The following is a 13,894-nucleotide window of genomic DNA, read 5'->3' as shown; positions in this document are numbered from 1 at the left end:
GAGTCTGTCATGCAAAACCTGACCACCATGTTCAAGCAATTCATTCGTGACGAAGACGGCGTGACCGCCATCGAATACGGTCTGATTGCCGCGCTCATCGCCGTTGTGATCATCGTTTCGGTCCGCCTGATCGGCACGAACCTGAACATCATCTTCGACTTCATTGGCGACACGCTGACCAACGCCCTGCCCGCCTGATAGCTGGCGGGCCCGCGTGGCTGTCTGGTTCCGGGCGGCCATGCGGCAGAACTTCCAAAGCGACCCCCACAACACTGACACCGGAGACGCCAAATGTCGAAGCTCCTCGCCAGCTCAACCGGCTTTCTGCGCGACGACCGCGGTGTCACGTCCATCGAATACGCGTTGCTTGGCAGCCTGATCGCCATGGCAATCGTCGGCTCCGTGTCCGCGCTCGGCGAAACCGTGCAAGGCATGTACGAGCAGATTGCCGCCAGGATGCCCTGAGTAGCCGGATCCGATCCGTCCATACACGAACACAACCAAGCTGCCAGCGCCCACCACCATGCAAGCCGCCACCGCCCTCGCGCCCTTCATCGGTCCCGCCACGATCGGCATCGTGCTTACCGCTGCGGCGATCGACCTGAACCGGCGGCGCATTCCCAACTGGCTGACCTTCGGCGCGTGGATCGCCGCGCTGCCGGTGATGGCAGCCATGCAAGGCCTGGGTGCAGGCACGCTGGCGTGGCTGTCGGGCTGGATGGTCGGCCTGGTGCTGTTCCTGCCCTTCTACCTGCTGCGCGGCATGGCCGCCGGCGACGTCAAGCTGATGGCTGCCGTGGGCGCCTGGCTGGGCGCCGGCATGGCGCTGAAAATCGCGCTGGCCACCTTCGTGATCGGCGGGCTGTGGGCACTGATCCAGGTGTTTGCGACCGGACAGGGACGCGCCACCCTCGGCCGCGTGGGACACATGCTCAAAGCCGCCGTGGCGCCTGGTTCCGGGTCCGCACCGCCCCAGGCCACGGGGTCCGCCGGCTCCATGCCCTACGGCGTGGCGATTGCCGCGGGAACGCTGACCGTGCTCTTTGCCGGCACATGACGCCAGCGACGCGGCGCACCGCCAGCAACGGGAGCCTTCGGGATTGAGAACACACTGACCAGGGAACGGGGGACGCAATGAACGAGCATCACGACACAGGTCACGTACCACGGCTCCTAGAACCCGTGGCGACCGGCAGGAAGGTCCATGCCGAGCATGGCACGCCGCCGCTGCCGCCGTGGCACGTGCTGCCGCGCACGATCGCCGATACCGGGCTGGAAGTCGCGCAATTGCTCGGGCTGCTGATGAAGGCCGCCTACCAGCACCGCACCGTCACGCTGGCGGTACTGACCGACACGCTCAAGCTGCCGGCACTGGTGGTCAATGAGATCGCGGCCGTCGCCGTGCGCGAGCGCCTGCTAGAGATCGCGCATCGCGGCGCCAGCGACCTCGATGTGCGTTTCCGCCTGACCGATGCCGGTTATGCCCGCGCGGCCGAAGCCGCGGCGCGCTGCAGCTATGTCGGCACCGCGCCGGTCACGCTGGACGCCTACCTCGATGCCGTCAAGCACCACTCCGTCAGCCACGCCAGCGTGACCAAGGCGGACGTCACCGCGGCCTTCCACGATCTGGTGATCCCGGTTCACTTGCTGGATTCGATCGGCATGGCGCTGAACACCTGCCGCGCGCTGATGATCTACGGCCCCGCCGGCAGCGGCAAGACCTACCTGGCGCAACGGCTGGGCACGCTGCTGCCCGGCGCGGTGCCGGTGCCGCACGCCATTACCGTGGCCGGCGAGATCATCCAGGTGTTCGACCCGCTGGTCCATGTGCCCTGCAACGACGGCGAGGCCTCGCTGGCGCACCGCTCGCTGGACCGCCGCTGGACGCTGTGCCACCGCCCGGTCGTGCTGTCCGGCGGCGAGCTGACGCTGTCGATGCTGGACCTGCGCTATGACCGCACCTCCGGCTTCTACCAGGCGCCCCCCCACATGAAGGCCAACAACGGCATCTACATCATCGATGACCTGGGCCGGCAGCTGGTGGGAGTCGCCGACCTGCTCAACCGGTGGATCGTGCCGCTTGACCGGTCCGTCGACATGTTCTCGCTGCACAACGGCGTGCGCTTCTCGGTGCCGTTCGATGTCTGGCCGGTGTTCTCGAGCAATCTCGAGCCGGCGGCACTGGGCGACGATGCCTTCCTGCGCCGGCTTGGCAGCAAGCTCTATGTGGGCCCGCTGTCGGTGGACGACTACCGCGAGGTGTTTCACCGCACCGCCGCCGATTTCGGGCTGACCAGCACTGACGCGGTCTTCGACTTCCTGGTGGGCAGCCTGCACTACGCCAGCGATACGCCGCTGCTGGCCTGCATCCCACGGGACCTGCTGCGCCTGGTGGATTCCGGCGTGCGTTACCACGGGCATGCCACTCACGTGACCGAGGCCGGCCTGCTGTCCGCCTGGCAGAACTACTACGGGCTGCGCACCTCGGCCGACCCGACGCCGCACCCGGGCGCCGCAACCCATCGATGGGCGGACGACCATCGCGCCGCCAGCTGAACTGCACCACCGAGGATTCGGGACAACTGTAGGGGAGAGTCATCATGAAGAACACACGTGCAATCCTGATGCTGCTGATCGCCCTCGTCGCGGGAGCGGCGGCGGTGGTGTCGGCGTCGCGATGGCTGGTCCAGCAGTCGTCAGGCTCCGTCAAGCAGGTCGTGGTCGCGGCCAATGACCTCAATCTGGGCCAGCCGCTCAACGGCGGCCAGCTGCGCATGGTCAGCTGGCCGGCGGGCAGCGTGCCGCCCGGCGCATTTACTGACCTGAAGGCACTGGAAGGACGCGTGGTCCGCACCAGCCTGCAGCGCGGCGAGCCCATCCTCGACGCCAAGCTGGCACCGATCGGCACCAAGGGCGGCCTGTCGGCAGTGATCAACGACGGCAAGCGCGCCATCACGGTCCGCGTCAACGACGTGGTCGGCGTGGCCGGCTTCGCGCTGCCGGGCAACTACGTCGACGTGATCGTCAACACCAATGAAGAGGCGAAGTCCAACCAGAACAGCAGCATCTCGAAGATCGTGCTCGAGAAGATCCTGGTGCTGGCAGTGGCGCAGCAGGTCAGCCGCGACGAAACCCAGCCCAAGGTGGTCAACGCCGTGACGCTCGAAGTCACGCCCGACCAGGCCGAGAAGCTCGACGTGGCGCGCAGCGTGGGCACGCTCTCGCTGGTGCTGCGCAACCAGATGGACGCGGCCGACATCAACACCGGCGGCGCCACCAAGGGCACGCTGCTGGGCAAGGCACCGGAGACGCCGGCCAAAGTCGTGACCAAGACCGAGACCCGCACCGTGGTGAAGACGCGCACGGTGGCTGCAGCCCCCGCACGCGGTAACTGCGTCGGCGTGCTGTCAGGCATGCAGGGCGGCGTCGAGTGCTTCTGAGCACCGGGACCGTCGCATCCAACGAATCCTGAGCTGCAACACAGCCTCTCCGGGGGGAGATTCAAAATGAACCAGACACGATCCGACGCCGCAGGCCGCACCCGCATCCTGGTGCTGGCCGCCTTCCTCTGCACGCCTCTGGCCGCCGCGGCGCAGGCCGCCGTCGAGGCAGGCAACGTGACCCGGGCCACCGCGCCGGCCGCCGCCAAGGCGCCGCAGGGCCCGATGCAGATGACCATCAGCATGACGCCCGGCGCCGCCGCGCCGGCCGCGCAGGCGCCGGCCGCGACTTCGGCGGAGGCGCGCGGCCCCAACTGCACCGGCGCCATCCGCAGTGAATCGAGCGTGGTCGTGGCGGTCGGCAAGTCGCAGCTGATCACGCTGCAGGAGCCGGTACGCAACCGTACCCTGGGCAACCCGGGCGTGGTGCAGGCCACCATGGTGTCGCCGCAGACGCTCTATGTGCTGGGCCGCACCGTGGGAACCACCAACATGATCGTGCAGGGCCGCAGCGGCAGCTGCAGCATCATCAACGTGGTGGTCAATGCCGATGCCGGCGGGCTGCAGACCTCGCTCGGCCAGTTGCTGCCCGGCGAGCCGGGCATCCGCGTGACCACCGCCGCGGACAACCTGGTGCTGACCGGCAGTGTCACCAACGCGCAGGCCGCACAGCAGGCGATGGAAATTGCCCAGGCTTACGCCAACGCTGCGCACAATGGCGATGGCAACGGCAACGGCAACGGCGGCAACCGGAAGGGCAACGTGCTGAACATGTTGTCGGTCGATACCCCGCAGCAGGTGATGCTCGAAGTGAAGGTGGCCGAGGTCTCCAAGACGCTGCTGAACCAGCTTGGCTCCGCAGTGAACCTGCAGGGCGGCTTCGGCTCCTGGACCGGTGGCCTGGTGACCTCGCTGCTGACTGGCGCGTCGGCGGCCTTTTTCGGCAGCAAGGCCAACAACCTGCCGTTCGAGTTCGCCATCGATGCACAGAAGAACGACAGCCTGGTCAAAATCCTGGCCGAGCCAAACCTGGTCACCATCAGCGGCCAGGAAGCCAGCTTCCTGGCGGGCGGCAAGATCTATATCCCGGTGGCGCAGGCCAACGTGCTGAACGGCGCTGGCACCGTCACGCTGCAGGAAGAAGAGTTCGGCGTGGGCCTGAAGTTCACGCCCACGGTGCTGGCCAATGGCCGCATCCACCTGAAGGTGGCACCGGAGGTGTCCGAACTGTCGCCGACCGGCGCCACCATCCGCGGCGGCACGCTGGCCGGCCAGACCATCCTGCCGGTGATCACCACCCGCCGCGCCTCCACCACGGTGCAGATGCGCGACGGCGAGAGCTTCGCCATCGGCGGCCTGCTGACCGACAGCGCGCGCGGTTCGCTCAAGGCGCTGCCGGGTGCCGGCGAAGTGCCGGTGCTGGGCACGCTGTTCCGCAGCACGCAATACCAGCAGGACCTGTCCGAGCTGGTGTTCATCATCACGCCGCGCCTGGTCAAGCCGATGCAGACCAGCAACTACCCGCTGCCGACCGACAGCTTCTCCACGCCCAACCCGCTGTCGCTGTACTTCATGGGCAATATGGAAGGCGAAGGCAAGCGTCCGACGCAGCCGGCCCCGGCACCGTCGCAGCCCGCCGCGCCGGCCGCGGTCCCTGCCGCACCGCCAGCGGCACCGCGCAGCGAAGGCGCGCCGGCCACCGCGGTTTCGGCGGTGCCGACTGGCAGGCCGCTGGACGAGCCGGCCCCGTCCGCGCCGCGGCCCGCGGCGACAGCCAATCCGCGTCCGTCACTGCCCGCGCCAGCGGCCCCTGCGCACAGCAGCACGGTGGCCCCTGCACCTGCCGAAGATACCGCCGCGCGCATTGCCCGCATCGAGGCGACCGCAGCCCGGCTGGCGCAAGCCAGGGCCGCGGCGGCGGCCACTACTGGCCGCACCGCATCGGGCGGCAACTGACCCGCCGCGCCAACCGCAGAACCGGAGAACGACCATGAACAAGACCCTGAAGCTTTCGCGCGGCGCCACCGTCGTGGTACTGGGCGGCCTTGCCTGCCTGGGCCTGTCGGGCTGCATGACGACTACGCCCGTATGGGACGGGCAGCGCGGCGTGGCACTGGCCACCGTCACGCAGATGCAGATCATCAATCCCGACGCGCCGGCAGGCCTGCCTACCGTCACCGGCACCGACGGCAAGACCGCCGTGGCGGCGATGAAGAACTTCGACCGTTCGCTGTCGAAGGGTCAGCAAGGCGGGGCGCCTTCCATGACCATCGACTTCGGCGCCGGCGGCTATGGCGGCATTGGCATGGGTGGCGGCGGCCGCTGAGCACCGGAACCGGGGAGGCGATCATGTCTACATCGCGCTTCGCACGACCCACGCTGACGCGGCGCAGGCGCCAGCGTGGCGCAGTGGCCATCATCGTCGGGCTGTCCCTGGCCGTGCTGATCGGCTTTGTCGGTCTGGCGCTCGACCTCGGCAAGCTCTATGTGACCAAGAGCGAGCTGCAGAACAGCGTCGATGCCTGCGCGCTGGCGGCCGCGCGCGACGTCACGGGGGCCACCCCGCTGCTGGTGTCCGAGGCGGCCGGCCTCACCACCGGCACGAGCAACGCTGCCTTGTTCCAGGGCAAGGCCGTGGAAATGTTCGAGAACCTCAACGTCTCGTACAGCGATAGTCCTGACAACACCTTCTATACCAAGGACAAGGTCCCGTACTCGCTCGACAAGATCAAGTACGTCAAATGCACGGCCGAGCGCACCGGGATTGCCCACTGGTTCATCCAGGTCCTGAACGCGCTGCCCGGGATGAACATCCAGCCCAGCACCGTCAATGCCATGGCCGTCGCCACCACCACCAGCGCGCAGACCGCCTGCGCCATCCCGGTCTATATCTGCACGCCGCAAACCGCGAATCCGGTCAGGACCGCGTACAACCGCGGCGACTGGATCCGGTCCAAGGACGAGAAGGACCCCTACGGTCCTGGCAGCTTTGGCTGGGCTGACCTGACGCCCCCCGGAGGCGGTGCTTCCGAGCTGGCCGAGCTGCTGGCCGGCTCCGGACAATGCGACCTGTCGGTAGTGGGCTCCAAGGTCGGCCAGCCGGGCAGCATCTCGTCGCTGATACCGGCGTGGAACACCCGCTTCGGAATCTATACCGGCTCTTACAAGGGCCCGGAGCAAGGCACACCGGACTTCACCGGCTATGCCTACAGCATTACGAAATGGAATCCCCCGAACGGCGGCAACGCCTACCCGGACTTCATCCAGAAGCGCGGCGCCAACGAGCCGTACCAGACCGACCCCAACAGCGGACTGACGACCCAGGGCACGCCGTCCGCCAAGGCGGTCCATCAGGCAGGCGCCGACCGCAGGCTGGTGCAGGTTCCCGTGGTGAATTGCAATGACCTCGCTTCGACGAAGCAAGCCACGGTGGACTCCTGGGCCTGCATGCTGATGGTGCAGCCGATGCAGGCACCCAGCGTGAAGGACGTGACCTATATCGAGTACCTCGGCGATTCGAAGGATCCCACCAGCCCGTGCGCGACCCAGGGCGTGCCCGGTTCCAGTACGGGCAATGGCCCGCGCGTGCCGGTGCTGGTGCAATAGGAGCCGATCATGAAGCGATGCTGGCAGAGCAGGCGCAACCGCCGCGGCGCGGTAGCGGTGGAGTTCGCGCTGGTCCTGGTGCCCCTGCTGATGCTGGTGACCGGGGTGGCGGAGTTCGGGCGCGCCATCTACCAGTACAACGCGCTGGCCAAGGCCACGCGCGACGCGGCGCGCTTCCTGTCGCAATACGCGCCCACCGAGCCGAATTACCCGGTGGACCAGGCCAAGTGCATCGCCGTCTATGGCAAGACCACCTGCGGCGGCACAGCGCTGGTAAAGGGACTGAGCACGTCGATGATTGTCGTCTGCGACCGCGTCGACTCATCCGGCTGCGCCGGCAAGCAGTTTGCCAACGTTGCCATCTACGAAGGCGGCGGCAGTTCCGGCACGCCGGCGGGGACCATCAACCTGGTCGAAGTCAAGATCTCGGGCTTCACCTACTCGCCGATGCAGAGCTACCTCAACGTGGGTGCACTGGCGTTCTCCGATATCGCAACGGTAATGAGGCAGGTGCTATGACTCCGATCCGCGCCCCGCGCCCGCGTTCGCGCCAGAGCGGCGCAGCCGCCATCGAGTTCGCGCTGGTCGCCAGCATCTTCTTCATGCTGCTGATCGGCATTGCCGAGTTTTCGCGCGTGCTGTTCTACTGGAACACCGCCGGCGAAGCCACCCGGCTGGGCGCACGCATCGCCGTGGTGTGCGATGTCACCGACACCGCCATCAAGGACCGGATGACGCATCTGATGCCCTTGCTGAAGTCCAGCAATATCGAGGTCGGCTTCGAGCCCAGCGGCTGCAACGCCGACGACGACATGGCGCGCAGTACCTGCCGCTCCGTCACCGTCAGCGTGGCCAACGTCACGGTCAAGACCTTTATTCCGGTGGTGCCGATCACGGTGTCGCTGCCCCCGTTCTCGACCACGTTGCCGCGGGAAAGCCTCGACTCTTCCACCGGCGGCAAGATCTGCAACTAGCGCATGCACCAGGAGCACATCATGCTCAGAATTCTGATCGTTTCCGAAGATGCCGACCGGCTGGCGGAGATCCACCGGATCAGCGCCGGGGTGGGCAACTTCCAGGCCATGACGCTGCAGGATGGCCTCGGGCGTCTGCCGCTGCACGCCAGCCGCCTGCGCATGGCAGACCTGCTGATCCTCGAGCTGCCCGCGATCAGCGCGCAGCAGATGCATGCGATCGAGATGCTGCGCCAGCAGCATCCCGAACTGCCGTGCATCCTGGTGACGCCGGCGCCGAGCCCGGACGTGCTGATCAAGGCGATGCGTGCCGGCATCCGCGATGTACTGCCGTGGCCGCTGGACAAGGGCCAGCTGGCCGAGGCGCTCAGGCGCGTGGAAGCCAACCACGTGCCGCGCGCACAGGACAACGGGCAGCTGATTTCGGTGATCTCGTGCAAGGGCGGTGCCGGGACCAGCTTCATCGCGGCCAACCTGGGCGACGCGCTGGCGCGACATCTGGGCAAGCGCGTGCTGGTGGTCGACCTGAACCGGCACTTCGGCGACCTGACCTATATCGTCAGCGACAAGCTCCCGCCGTCGACGCTGCCCGAGATCTGCAGCCAGATCGACCGCATGGACAGCGCCTTCCTCGAGGCCTGCCTGGTGCACGTCGACAACGGCTTCGACATGCTGGCCGGCGCGTCAGACCCGGTCAAGGCCAGCCAGATCCAGAAGGACAAGCTCGAGTGGATCCTGTCGGTGGTGCAGCCGGCCTACGACTTCGTGATCTTCGACCTGGGCCAGAGCATCGATCCGCTGTCGATCGGGGTGCTGGACCACAGCGACCGCATCTGCGTGGTGGCCGAACCCGCGATCTCTTTCGGCCGTCCGGGACGCAGGCTGCTCGATATCCTGAGCGCCCTGCACTACCCCGCCGACAAGGTCCGCCTGGTGCTCAACCGCACCGGCCGCAAGCACGAGATGCCGCGCGCGACCATGGAAGAGATCTTCGGCATGAAGGCCGCGTTCACGCTGCCCGACGACCCGGCCGCGGTGGATGAGGCCATCAGCCACGGCGAGCCGGTGGCCAAGCTGAGCCGGCGCAGCGCCATGACGCGCGCGCTGCAGGCGATGGCCACGCAGCTCTGCACGCCGGCCGAGGCCGAGCGGCGCAGCCGCACCGAAACCGCATCGCCGCTGCGCCGCCTGATGCTGCGCGCGAAGAGCACCTGAATTCACCGCTTGCAGCCGACCGGCCACGGTCATCCGCATCCGCTAACGAGGAGTCCATCATGTCGATCCGAGAACAACTGGCCAATGCCGAGCCTGCTTTCACCGTCAACGGTCACGCTGCGATCCAGTTTGCGACCTCGGCAGCGTCCGTATCGGGCGGCTACCATCAGCTCAAGCGCGACGTGCACGAAACGGTGCTCGACCGCGTCGAGCTGGAGCGGCTGGCGCGCTTTCCGCAGGAACAGGTGCGCCAGGAAATCACCGCGCTGGTCAACCTGATCGTCGACGAACAGAAGGTGCTGCTCAACGACAACGAGCGCCGCCAGCTGACCGTCGAGATCTACGACGAGATGTTCGGCTTCGGCCCGCTCGAGCCGCTGCTGAAGGATCCGACGGTGTCGGACATCCTGGTCAACACCGCGCGCCAGACCTACGTGGAACGACGCGGCAAGCTGGAACTGACCGACGTCCTGTTCTACGACGACGCGCACCTGATGAAGGTGATCGAAAAGATCGTCTCGCGCGTCGGGCGCCGCATCGACGAAACCAGCCCAATGGTCGACGCGCGCCTGCCCGACGGCTCGCGCGTCAACGCCATCATTCCGCCTTCGGCCATCGACGGGCCGCTGCTGTCGATCCGGCGCTTTTCCGTGAATCCGCTGCAGGTGGCCGACCTGGTCAACCTGCGCAGCCTGACGCCGCCGATGGCGCAGCTGCTGCAGGCGCTGTCGCAAGCCAAGGTCAACGTGCTGGTGTCCGGCGGCACCGGCAGCGGCAAGACCACGCTGCTGAATATCCTGTCCGGCTTTATCCCGGAAGACGAGCGTGTGGTCACGATCGAAGACGCCGCGGAACTGCAACTGCGCCAGCCCCACGTGCTGCGCCTGGAAACGCGCCCGCCCAATATCGAAGGCAAGGGCGAGATCACGCAGCGCGCGCTGGTGCGCAACGCGCTGCGCATGCGCCCGGACCGCATCATCCTGGGCGAAGTGCGCGGCGGCGAGGCACTGGACATGCTCAACGCGATGAACACCGGCCACGAAGGCTCGCTCACCACTATCCATGCCAACACTCCCCGCGATGCGCTGACGCGCCTGGAAAACATGGTCAGCATGGCGGGCCTGACCATGCCGGCCAAGGCCATGCGGCAGCAGATCGCGTCGGCCATCACCGTGATCGTGCAGGCCGCGCGCATGACGGATGGGCGCCGCAAGATCATCAGCATCCAGGAGATCACCGGCATGGAGGGCGACATCATCAATATGCAGGAGATCTTCACGTTCCAGCGCACCGGGGTGGACAAGGACGGCACCGTGCGCGGCAACTTCCGCGCCACCGGGGTCTATCCCAAGTTTGCCGAGCGGCTGCGCGTGTTCGGCGTGGGGCTGCCTGACGATACCTACGACCCGGCCAAGCGCTACGAAGTCTGATTAGCCAGGACATACCAATACGATCCTTCCGGGGGGACTACACATGAGCACGATCTTCTACGCCTTCGGCATCCTGGTGTTCGTCGCCGTGGTGCTTTGCGTCGAGGGCATCTACCTGTGGTGGAACAATGCCCATGGCCCCGCGGCCAAGCGGATCGAAGCACGGCTGCGGGCGCTGTCCGCCGGCGGACATGTCAGCGCCGAACACTTGTCGATCCTGAAGAAGCGCATGCTGGCCGACTCGCCGCGCATGCAGCAGTGGCTGATGCGCGTGCCGCGCATCGGAGCGCTCGACCGCTGGCTCGAGCAGTCGGGAAGCAGCTGGTCGGTGGCACAGTTGCTCGGATACTGCGCCATGGTGGTGCTGTGCACGGTTGCACTGATTCCACTCTTGCCCGTGCCGGCTTCACTGGTTCTGCTTGGCGCGGCGCTGGCTGCGATGCTGCCGGTGCTCCATGTGGTGCGCCTGCGCGCCAAGCGGCTCAAGCAACTCGAGGCGCAACTGCCCGATGCGGTCGACATGATCAGCCGCGCCCTGCGCGCCGGGCACTCGTTCAGCGGAGCGCTCAGCATGGTCGGGCAGGAGATGAAGGCGCCGATCGGGCCGGAGTTCCGCACCACCTTCGAAGAGATCAACTACGGCGTGGCGCTGGACGAAGCCATGACCAACCTGGCCATGCGCGTGCCGGTGGCCGACCTGCGCTACTTTGTCATCGCGGTACTGATCCAGCGCGAAAGCGGCGGCAACCTTGCCGAGATCCTCGACACCATCGGCACCATGGTGCGCGAACGCCTGAAGCTGTTCGACAAGATCCGCGTGCTGTCGGCCGAAGGCAAGATGTCGGCATGGGTGCTGGGACTGCTGCCGTTCTGCACGGCCGGCCTGATCCTGGTGGTCAACCCCGGCTTCATGAACGTGCTGTGGGAAGACCCGCTGGGCCTGCGCATGATCGGCGGGGCGCTGGTGTCGATGAGCTTCGGCGTGCTGTGGATGCGCAAGATCATCCGCATCCGGGTCTGAAGCGCCGGCTGCGGTTGCTCGGGGCAGTAGCAAGAAGAAGCAGGGCTTGGACAGCCATACTGACGGGGAGTCCATCATGCAAGAGATTTTCCAGGGGTTCCAGAGCGACCAGATGATCGTGCTCGCGCTGATCTTCGTGGCCGCGTTCGGCACGGTGTTCGGCGTGCTCCATGTGTTCTCGCCCCACCGGCTCCGCGGCCGGGCCGAACAGATCGCCGGCCAGGCGGGGACATTCCAGCCGGACCAGGGTCGTCAACAGGCGCTGATCGAAAAACTGGTGAAGTGGGCGCAGCCGGTATCGCGTCTGTCGCTGCCCAAGGAGGGCTGGGAGAACTCGCAGCTGCGCGTGCGTTTCATGAATGCCGGCTGGCGCAATGCCAACGCCGCGCCGCTGTACTTCGGCGCCAAGACGGTACTGGCGGTCGGCCTGCCGATGCTCGGACTGCTGGCTGTCAGCAGCCAGCCCGGCCAGCAAAGCCAGCAGCTGATGTTCGTGCTGCTGGCGGTGCTGGGCGCGATTGGCTATTACCTGCCGAATCTTGTCCTCGCCCGCAAGGTCTCCCAACGCCAGCGCACCGTCTTCGAAGAATTCCCCGACGTGATCGACCTGCTGACCGTCTGCGTCGAAGCCGGCCTCGGCCTGGATGCGGCGCTGATGCGCGTGGCCGACGAGCTGGCGCTGCGCTGTCCGGTGCTGGCCGATGAACTGCAGCTGATGCTGCTGGAACTGCGCTCGGGTTTTTCGAAGGAAAAGGCGCTGACCAACCTGTCGCTGCGCACCGGCGTGGAGGACGTGGACAAGTTTGCGTCGATGCTGGTCCAGGCCGACCGCTTCGGCACCAGCCTGGGCGAGTCGCTGCGCGTGCTGTCTGACATGCTGCGCACCAAGCGCCGCATGCGCGCCGAGGAGCAGGCCGCCAAGATTGCGCTGAAGCTGCTGTTCCCGCTGATCTTCACCATCTTTCCGTCCTTGCTGCTGGTGTTGCTGGGGCCGGCCTTCATCCAGATCTATCGCGTGCTGCTGCCAACCATGGCGGGACAAGCAGGTTGAGCCCTCCGGGAAACCGCGACAGTTTCCCCCGGCTGTCTCCCGGTGCAATGCCGGCAAGACAGTCACTTGCCCGGAACCCAGGTTCCGGGCTTTTTTGCTTTGCCGGGCGAATCCCGGGGCTTGACCGGACGGTCTGGCTTCTGAAGAATGCAGGCAATCCCCCTGCGGCGCCGAGGCCACGCAGCGCGCGCCCTACCCGCCTGGAGTCCCGATGAAGCTACGCATCCTGAGCGACCTCCACATCGAACACAACCTGCCGCAGTCCGTGCCCGCGTGCGATGCCGACCTCGTGATACTGGCCGGCGACATCGCGAACGGCCGCGACGGCATCGACTGGGCCATCGGCACGTTCAGCCAGCCGGTGGTCTATGTGCCGGGCAACCACGAGTACTACGAGAGCAATTTCGACACCGTCGACCAGCAGATGGCCGAGGCCGCGGCAGCGCATCCGCAGGTGCGCCTGCTCAATGGCGACGTCGCGGAATTCGACGGCGTACGCGTCATCGGCACGACGTGGTGGACGGACTACACGCTGTTCGGCACCGACCGGCGCGACGAGGCGATGCAGGCGTGCGCGAAAGCGATGTACGACCACCGGCTGATCGAGATCCGCGGCGACGATGGCCACATGCGCCAGTTCACGCCGCAGGACGCACTGGCACGCCACCTGGCCGCCTCCGACTGGCTGTCGGCGCAGCTGGCGCTGCCCTACGCCGGCAAGACGGTGGTGGTCACGCACCACGGCCCGGACCTCGGCAGCCTGGATCCGCGCTTCTCGCACGACCTGGTCTCCGGCGGCTTCCTGTCACGCCGGCCTGACCTGGTGGCGCAGGCAGACCTGTGGATCCACGGCCATACCCACACCAGCTTCGACTACTGCGTCGACAACTCGCGCGTGGTGTGCAACCCGCGCGGCTATGTCAGCCGCCGTACCGGCGAGCTGGAGAACAAGTCCTTCGACTGGTGCTGCGTGGTCGAAGTCTGACGCGGCCGCGCCTTTGTGTCGTCATGGGTGCCTGCGCACGCGGCGCCCTCCCCTCGGCTGCGCCAGCGGCACTGATGGGTCAGCAGATCGGGTCGGATTCCACTCAATTTAGTTGATAACGATTCGCATTTGCAATACCATCTTTTTTGCGGCGCACCCCGAAGCTGCGCTC

15 protein-coding genes are annotated in these 13,894 nt (G+C 66.7%); all 15 read left to right on the top strand.

Features of this window, described 5'->3' with window-relative positions:
* The first annotated feature begins 9 nt into the window (after positions 1 to 9).
* The 15 genes from CBM2588_RS05120 (at position 10) to CBM2588_RS05050 (ending at position 13,722) form a co-directional block, all read left to right on the top strand.
* Positions 10 to 198, top strand: coding sequence for a Flp family type IVb pilin (locus tag CBM2588_RS05120; RefSeq protein WP_111518802.1), 189 nt, complete (start codon positions 10 to 12; stop codon positions 196 to 198).
* A gap of 93 nt (positions 199 to 291) precedes the next feature.
* Positions 292 to 465, top strand: a complete 174-nt coding sequence (locus tag CBM2588_RS05115) for a Flp family type IVb pilin (protein ID WP_111518798.1) — start codon at positions 292 to 294, stop codon at positions 463 to 465.
* Positions 466 to 523: 58 nt separating this feature from the next.
* The gene (locus tag CBM2588_RS05110) at positions 524 to 1,057 is read left to right on the top strand and encodes an A24 family peptidase (protein WP_115679652.1); all 534 of its coding nucleotides are present in this window, start codon (positions 524 to 526) and stop codon (positions 1,055 to 1,057) included.
* Between the two features lie 77 nt (positions 1,058 to 1,134).
* Positions 1,135 to 2,556, top strand: coding sequence for an ATP-binding protein (locus CBM2588_RS05105; protein WP_115679651.1), 1,422 nt, complete (start codon positions 1,135 to 1,137; stop codon positions 2,554 to 2,556).
* A gap of 44 nt (positions 2,557 to 2,600) precedes the next feature.
* Positions 2,601 to 3,440 carry a Flp pilus assembly protein CpaB gene (cpaB, locus tag CBM2588_RS05100; RefSeq protein ID WP_115679650.1) on the top strand — a complete coding sequence of 280 codons (840 nt, stop codon included), beginning with the start codon at positions 2,601 to 2,603 and terminating at the stop codon, positions 3,438 to 3,440.
* Between the two features lie 66 nt (positions 3,441 to 3,506).
* Positions 3,507 to 5,396, top strand: coding sequence for a type II and III secretion system protein family protein (locus CBM2588_RS05095; protein WP_115679649.1), 1,890 nt, complete (start codon positions 3,507 to 3,509; stop codon positions 5,394 to 5,396).
* Between the two features lie 34 nt (positions 5,397 to 5,430).
* A complete protein-coding gene (locus CBM2588_RS05090) occupies positions 5,431 to 5,766 on the top strand; it encodes a hypothetical protein (protein ID WP_115679648.1) in 336 nt (111 codons plus the stop codon).
* Between the two features lie 23 nt (positions 5,767 to 5,789).
* Positions 5,790 to 7,046 (top strand): pilus assembly protein TadG-related protein, encoded by a 1,257-nt coding sequence (locus CBM2588_RS05085; RefSeq protein WP_115679647.1) that lies wholly within the window; start codon positions 5,790 to 5,792, stop codon positions 7,044 to 7,046.
* A 9-nt stretch (positions 7,047 to 7,055) separates the two neighbouring features.
* Complete coding sequence (locus CBM2588_RS05080; RefSeq protein ID WP_115679646.1) at positions 7,056 to 7,565, top strand: TadE/TadG family type IV pilus assembly protein; 510 nt, start codon at positions 7,056 to 7,058, stop codon at positions 7,563 to 7,565.
* Positions 7,562 to 8,020 carry a TadE/TadG family type IV pilus assembly protein gene (locus tag CBM2588_RS05075; protein ID WP_115679645.1) on the top strand — a complete coding sequence of 153 codons (459 nt, stop codon included), beginning with the start codon at positions 7,562 to 7,564 and terminating at the stop codon, positions 8,018 to 8,020. Before CBM2588_RS05080 ends, CBM2588_RS05075 begins: the two co-directional genes overlap by 4 nt.
* 21 nt (positions 8,021 to 8,041) lie before the next feature.
* Positions 8,042 to 9,235 carry an AAA family ATPase gene (locus tag CBM2588_RS05070; protein WP_115681401.1) on the top strand — a complete coding sequence of 398 codons (1,194 nt, stop codon included), beginning with the start codon at positions 8,042 to 8,044 and terminating at the stop codon, positions 9,233 to 9,235.
* A gap of 59 nt (positions 9,236 to 9,294) precedes the next feature.
* Complete coding sequence (locus CBM2588_RS05065) at positions 9,295 to 10,665, top strand: CpaF family protein (RefSeq protein ID WP_115679644.1); 1,371 nt, start codon at positions 9,295 to 9,297, stop codon at positions 10,663 to 10,665.
* Between the two features lie 43 nt (positions 10,666 to 10,708).
* Entirely contained in the window at positions 10,709 to 11,686 is a 978-nt protein-coding gene (locus CBM2588_RS05060; protein WP_115679643.1) for a type II secretion system F family protein, read from the top strand.
* A 76-nt stretch (positions 11,687 to 11,762) separates the two neighbouring features.
* On the top strand, positions 11,763 to 12,737 hold the full coding sequence (locus CBM2588_RS05055) for a type II secretion system F family protein (RefSeq protein WP_115679642.1): 975 nt from the start codon (positions 11,763 to 11,765) through the stop codon (positions 12,735 to 12,737).
* A 211-nt stretch (positions 12,738 to 12,948) separates the two neighbouring features.
* The gene (locus tag CBM2588_RS05050; protein WP_115679641.1) at positions 12,949 to 13,722 is read left to right on the top strand and encodes a metallophosphoesterase; all 774 of its coding nucleotides are present in this window, start codon (positions 12,949 to 12,951) and stop codon (positions 13,720 to 13,722) included.
* Positions 13,723 to 13,894 lie beyond the last annotated feature (172 nt).

It is taken from the genome of Cupriavidus taiwanensis (assembly GCF_900250075.1).
Taxonomy (GTDB): Bacteria; Pseudomonadota; Gammaproteobacteria; order Burkholderiales; family Burkholderiaceae; genus Cupriavidus; species Cupriavidus taiwanensis_C.
Note: the sequence above shows the minus strand (reverse complement) of the source record. Positions and strands in the feature narration are given on the sequence as shown.

Excerpts from the sequence above, each read along its gene's own strand:
- cpaB (WP_115679650.1), top strand. The coding sequence starts at position 2,601 with ATGAAGAACACACGTGCAATCCTGATGCTGCTGATCGCCCTCGTCGCG.
- CBM2588_RS05080 (WP_115679646.1), top strand. The coding sequence starts at position 7,056 with ATGAAGCGATGCTGGCAGAGCAGGCGCAACCGCCGCGGCGCGGTAGCG.
- CBM2588_RS05075 (WP_115679645.1), top strand. The coding sequence starts at position 7,562 with ATGACTCCGATCCGCGCCCCGCGCCCGCGTTCGCGCCAGAGCGGCGCA.
- CBM2588_RS05085 (WP_115679647.1), top strand. The coding sequence starts at position 5,790 with ATGTCTACATCGCGCTTCGCACGACCCACGCTGACGCGGCGCAGGCGC.
- CBM2588_RS05090 (WP_115679648.1), top strand. The coding sequence starts at position 5,431 with ATGAACAAGACCCTGAAGCTTTCGCGCGGCGCCACCGTCGTGGTACTG.
- CBM2588_RS05070 (WP_115681401.1), top strand. The coding sequence starts at position 8,042 with ATGCTCAGAATTCTGATCGTTTCCGAAGATGCCGACCGGCTGGCGGAG.
- CBM2588_RS05050 (WP_115679641.1), top strand. The coding sequence starts at position 12,949 with ATGAAGCTACGCATCCTGAGCGACCTCCACATCGAACACAACCTGCCG.
- CBM2588_RS05095 (WP_115679649.1), top strand. The coding sequence starts at position 3,507 with ATGAACCAGACACGATCCGACGCCGCAGGCCGCACCCGCATCCTGGTG.
- CBM2588_RS05060 (WP_115679643.1), top strand. The coding sequence starts at position 10,709 with ATGAGCACGATCTTCTACGCCTTCGGCATCCTGGTGTTCGTCGCCGTG.
- CBM2588_RS05055 (WP_115679642.1), top strand. The coding sequence starts at position 11,763 with ATGCAAGAGATTTTCCAGGGGTTCCAGAGCGACCAGATGATCGTGCTC.
- CBM2588_RS05115 (WP_111518798.1), top strand. The coding sequence starts at position 292 with ATGTCGAAGCTCCTCGCCAGCTCAACCGGCTTTCTGCGCGACGACCGC.
- CBM2588_RS05110 (WP_115679652.1), top strand. The coding sequence starts at position 524 with ATGCAAGCCGCCACCGCCCTCGCGCCCTTCATCGGTCCCGCCACGATC.
- CBM2588_RS05105 (WP_115679651.1), top strand. The coding sequence starts at position 1,135 with ATGAACGAGCATCACGACACAGGTCACGTACCACGGCTCCTAGAACCC.
- CBM2588_RS05120 (WP_111518802.1), top strand. The coding sequence starts at position 10 with ATGCAAAACCTGACCACCATGTTCAAGCAATTCATTCGTGACGAAGAC.
- CBM2588_RS05065 (WP_115679644.1), top strand. The coding sequence starts at position 9,295 with ATGTCGATCCGAGAACAACTGGCCAATGCCGAGCCTGCTTTCACCGTC.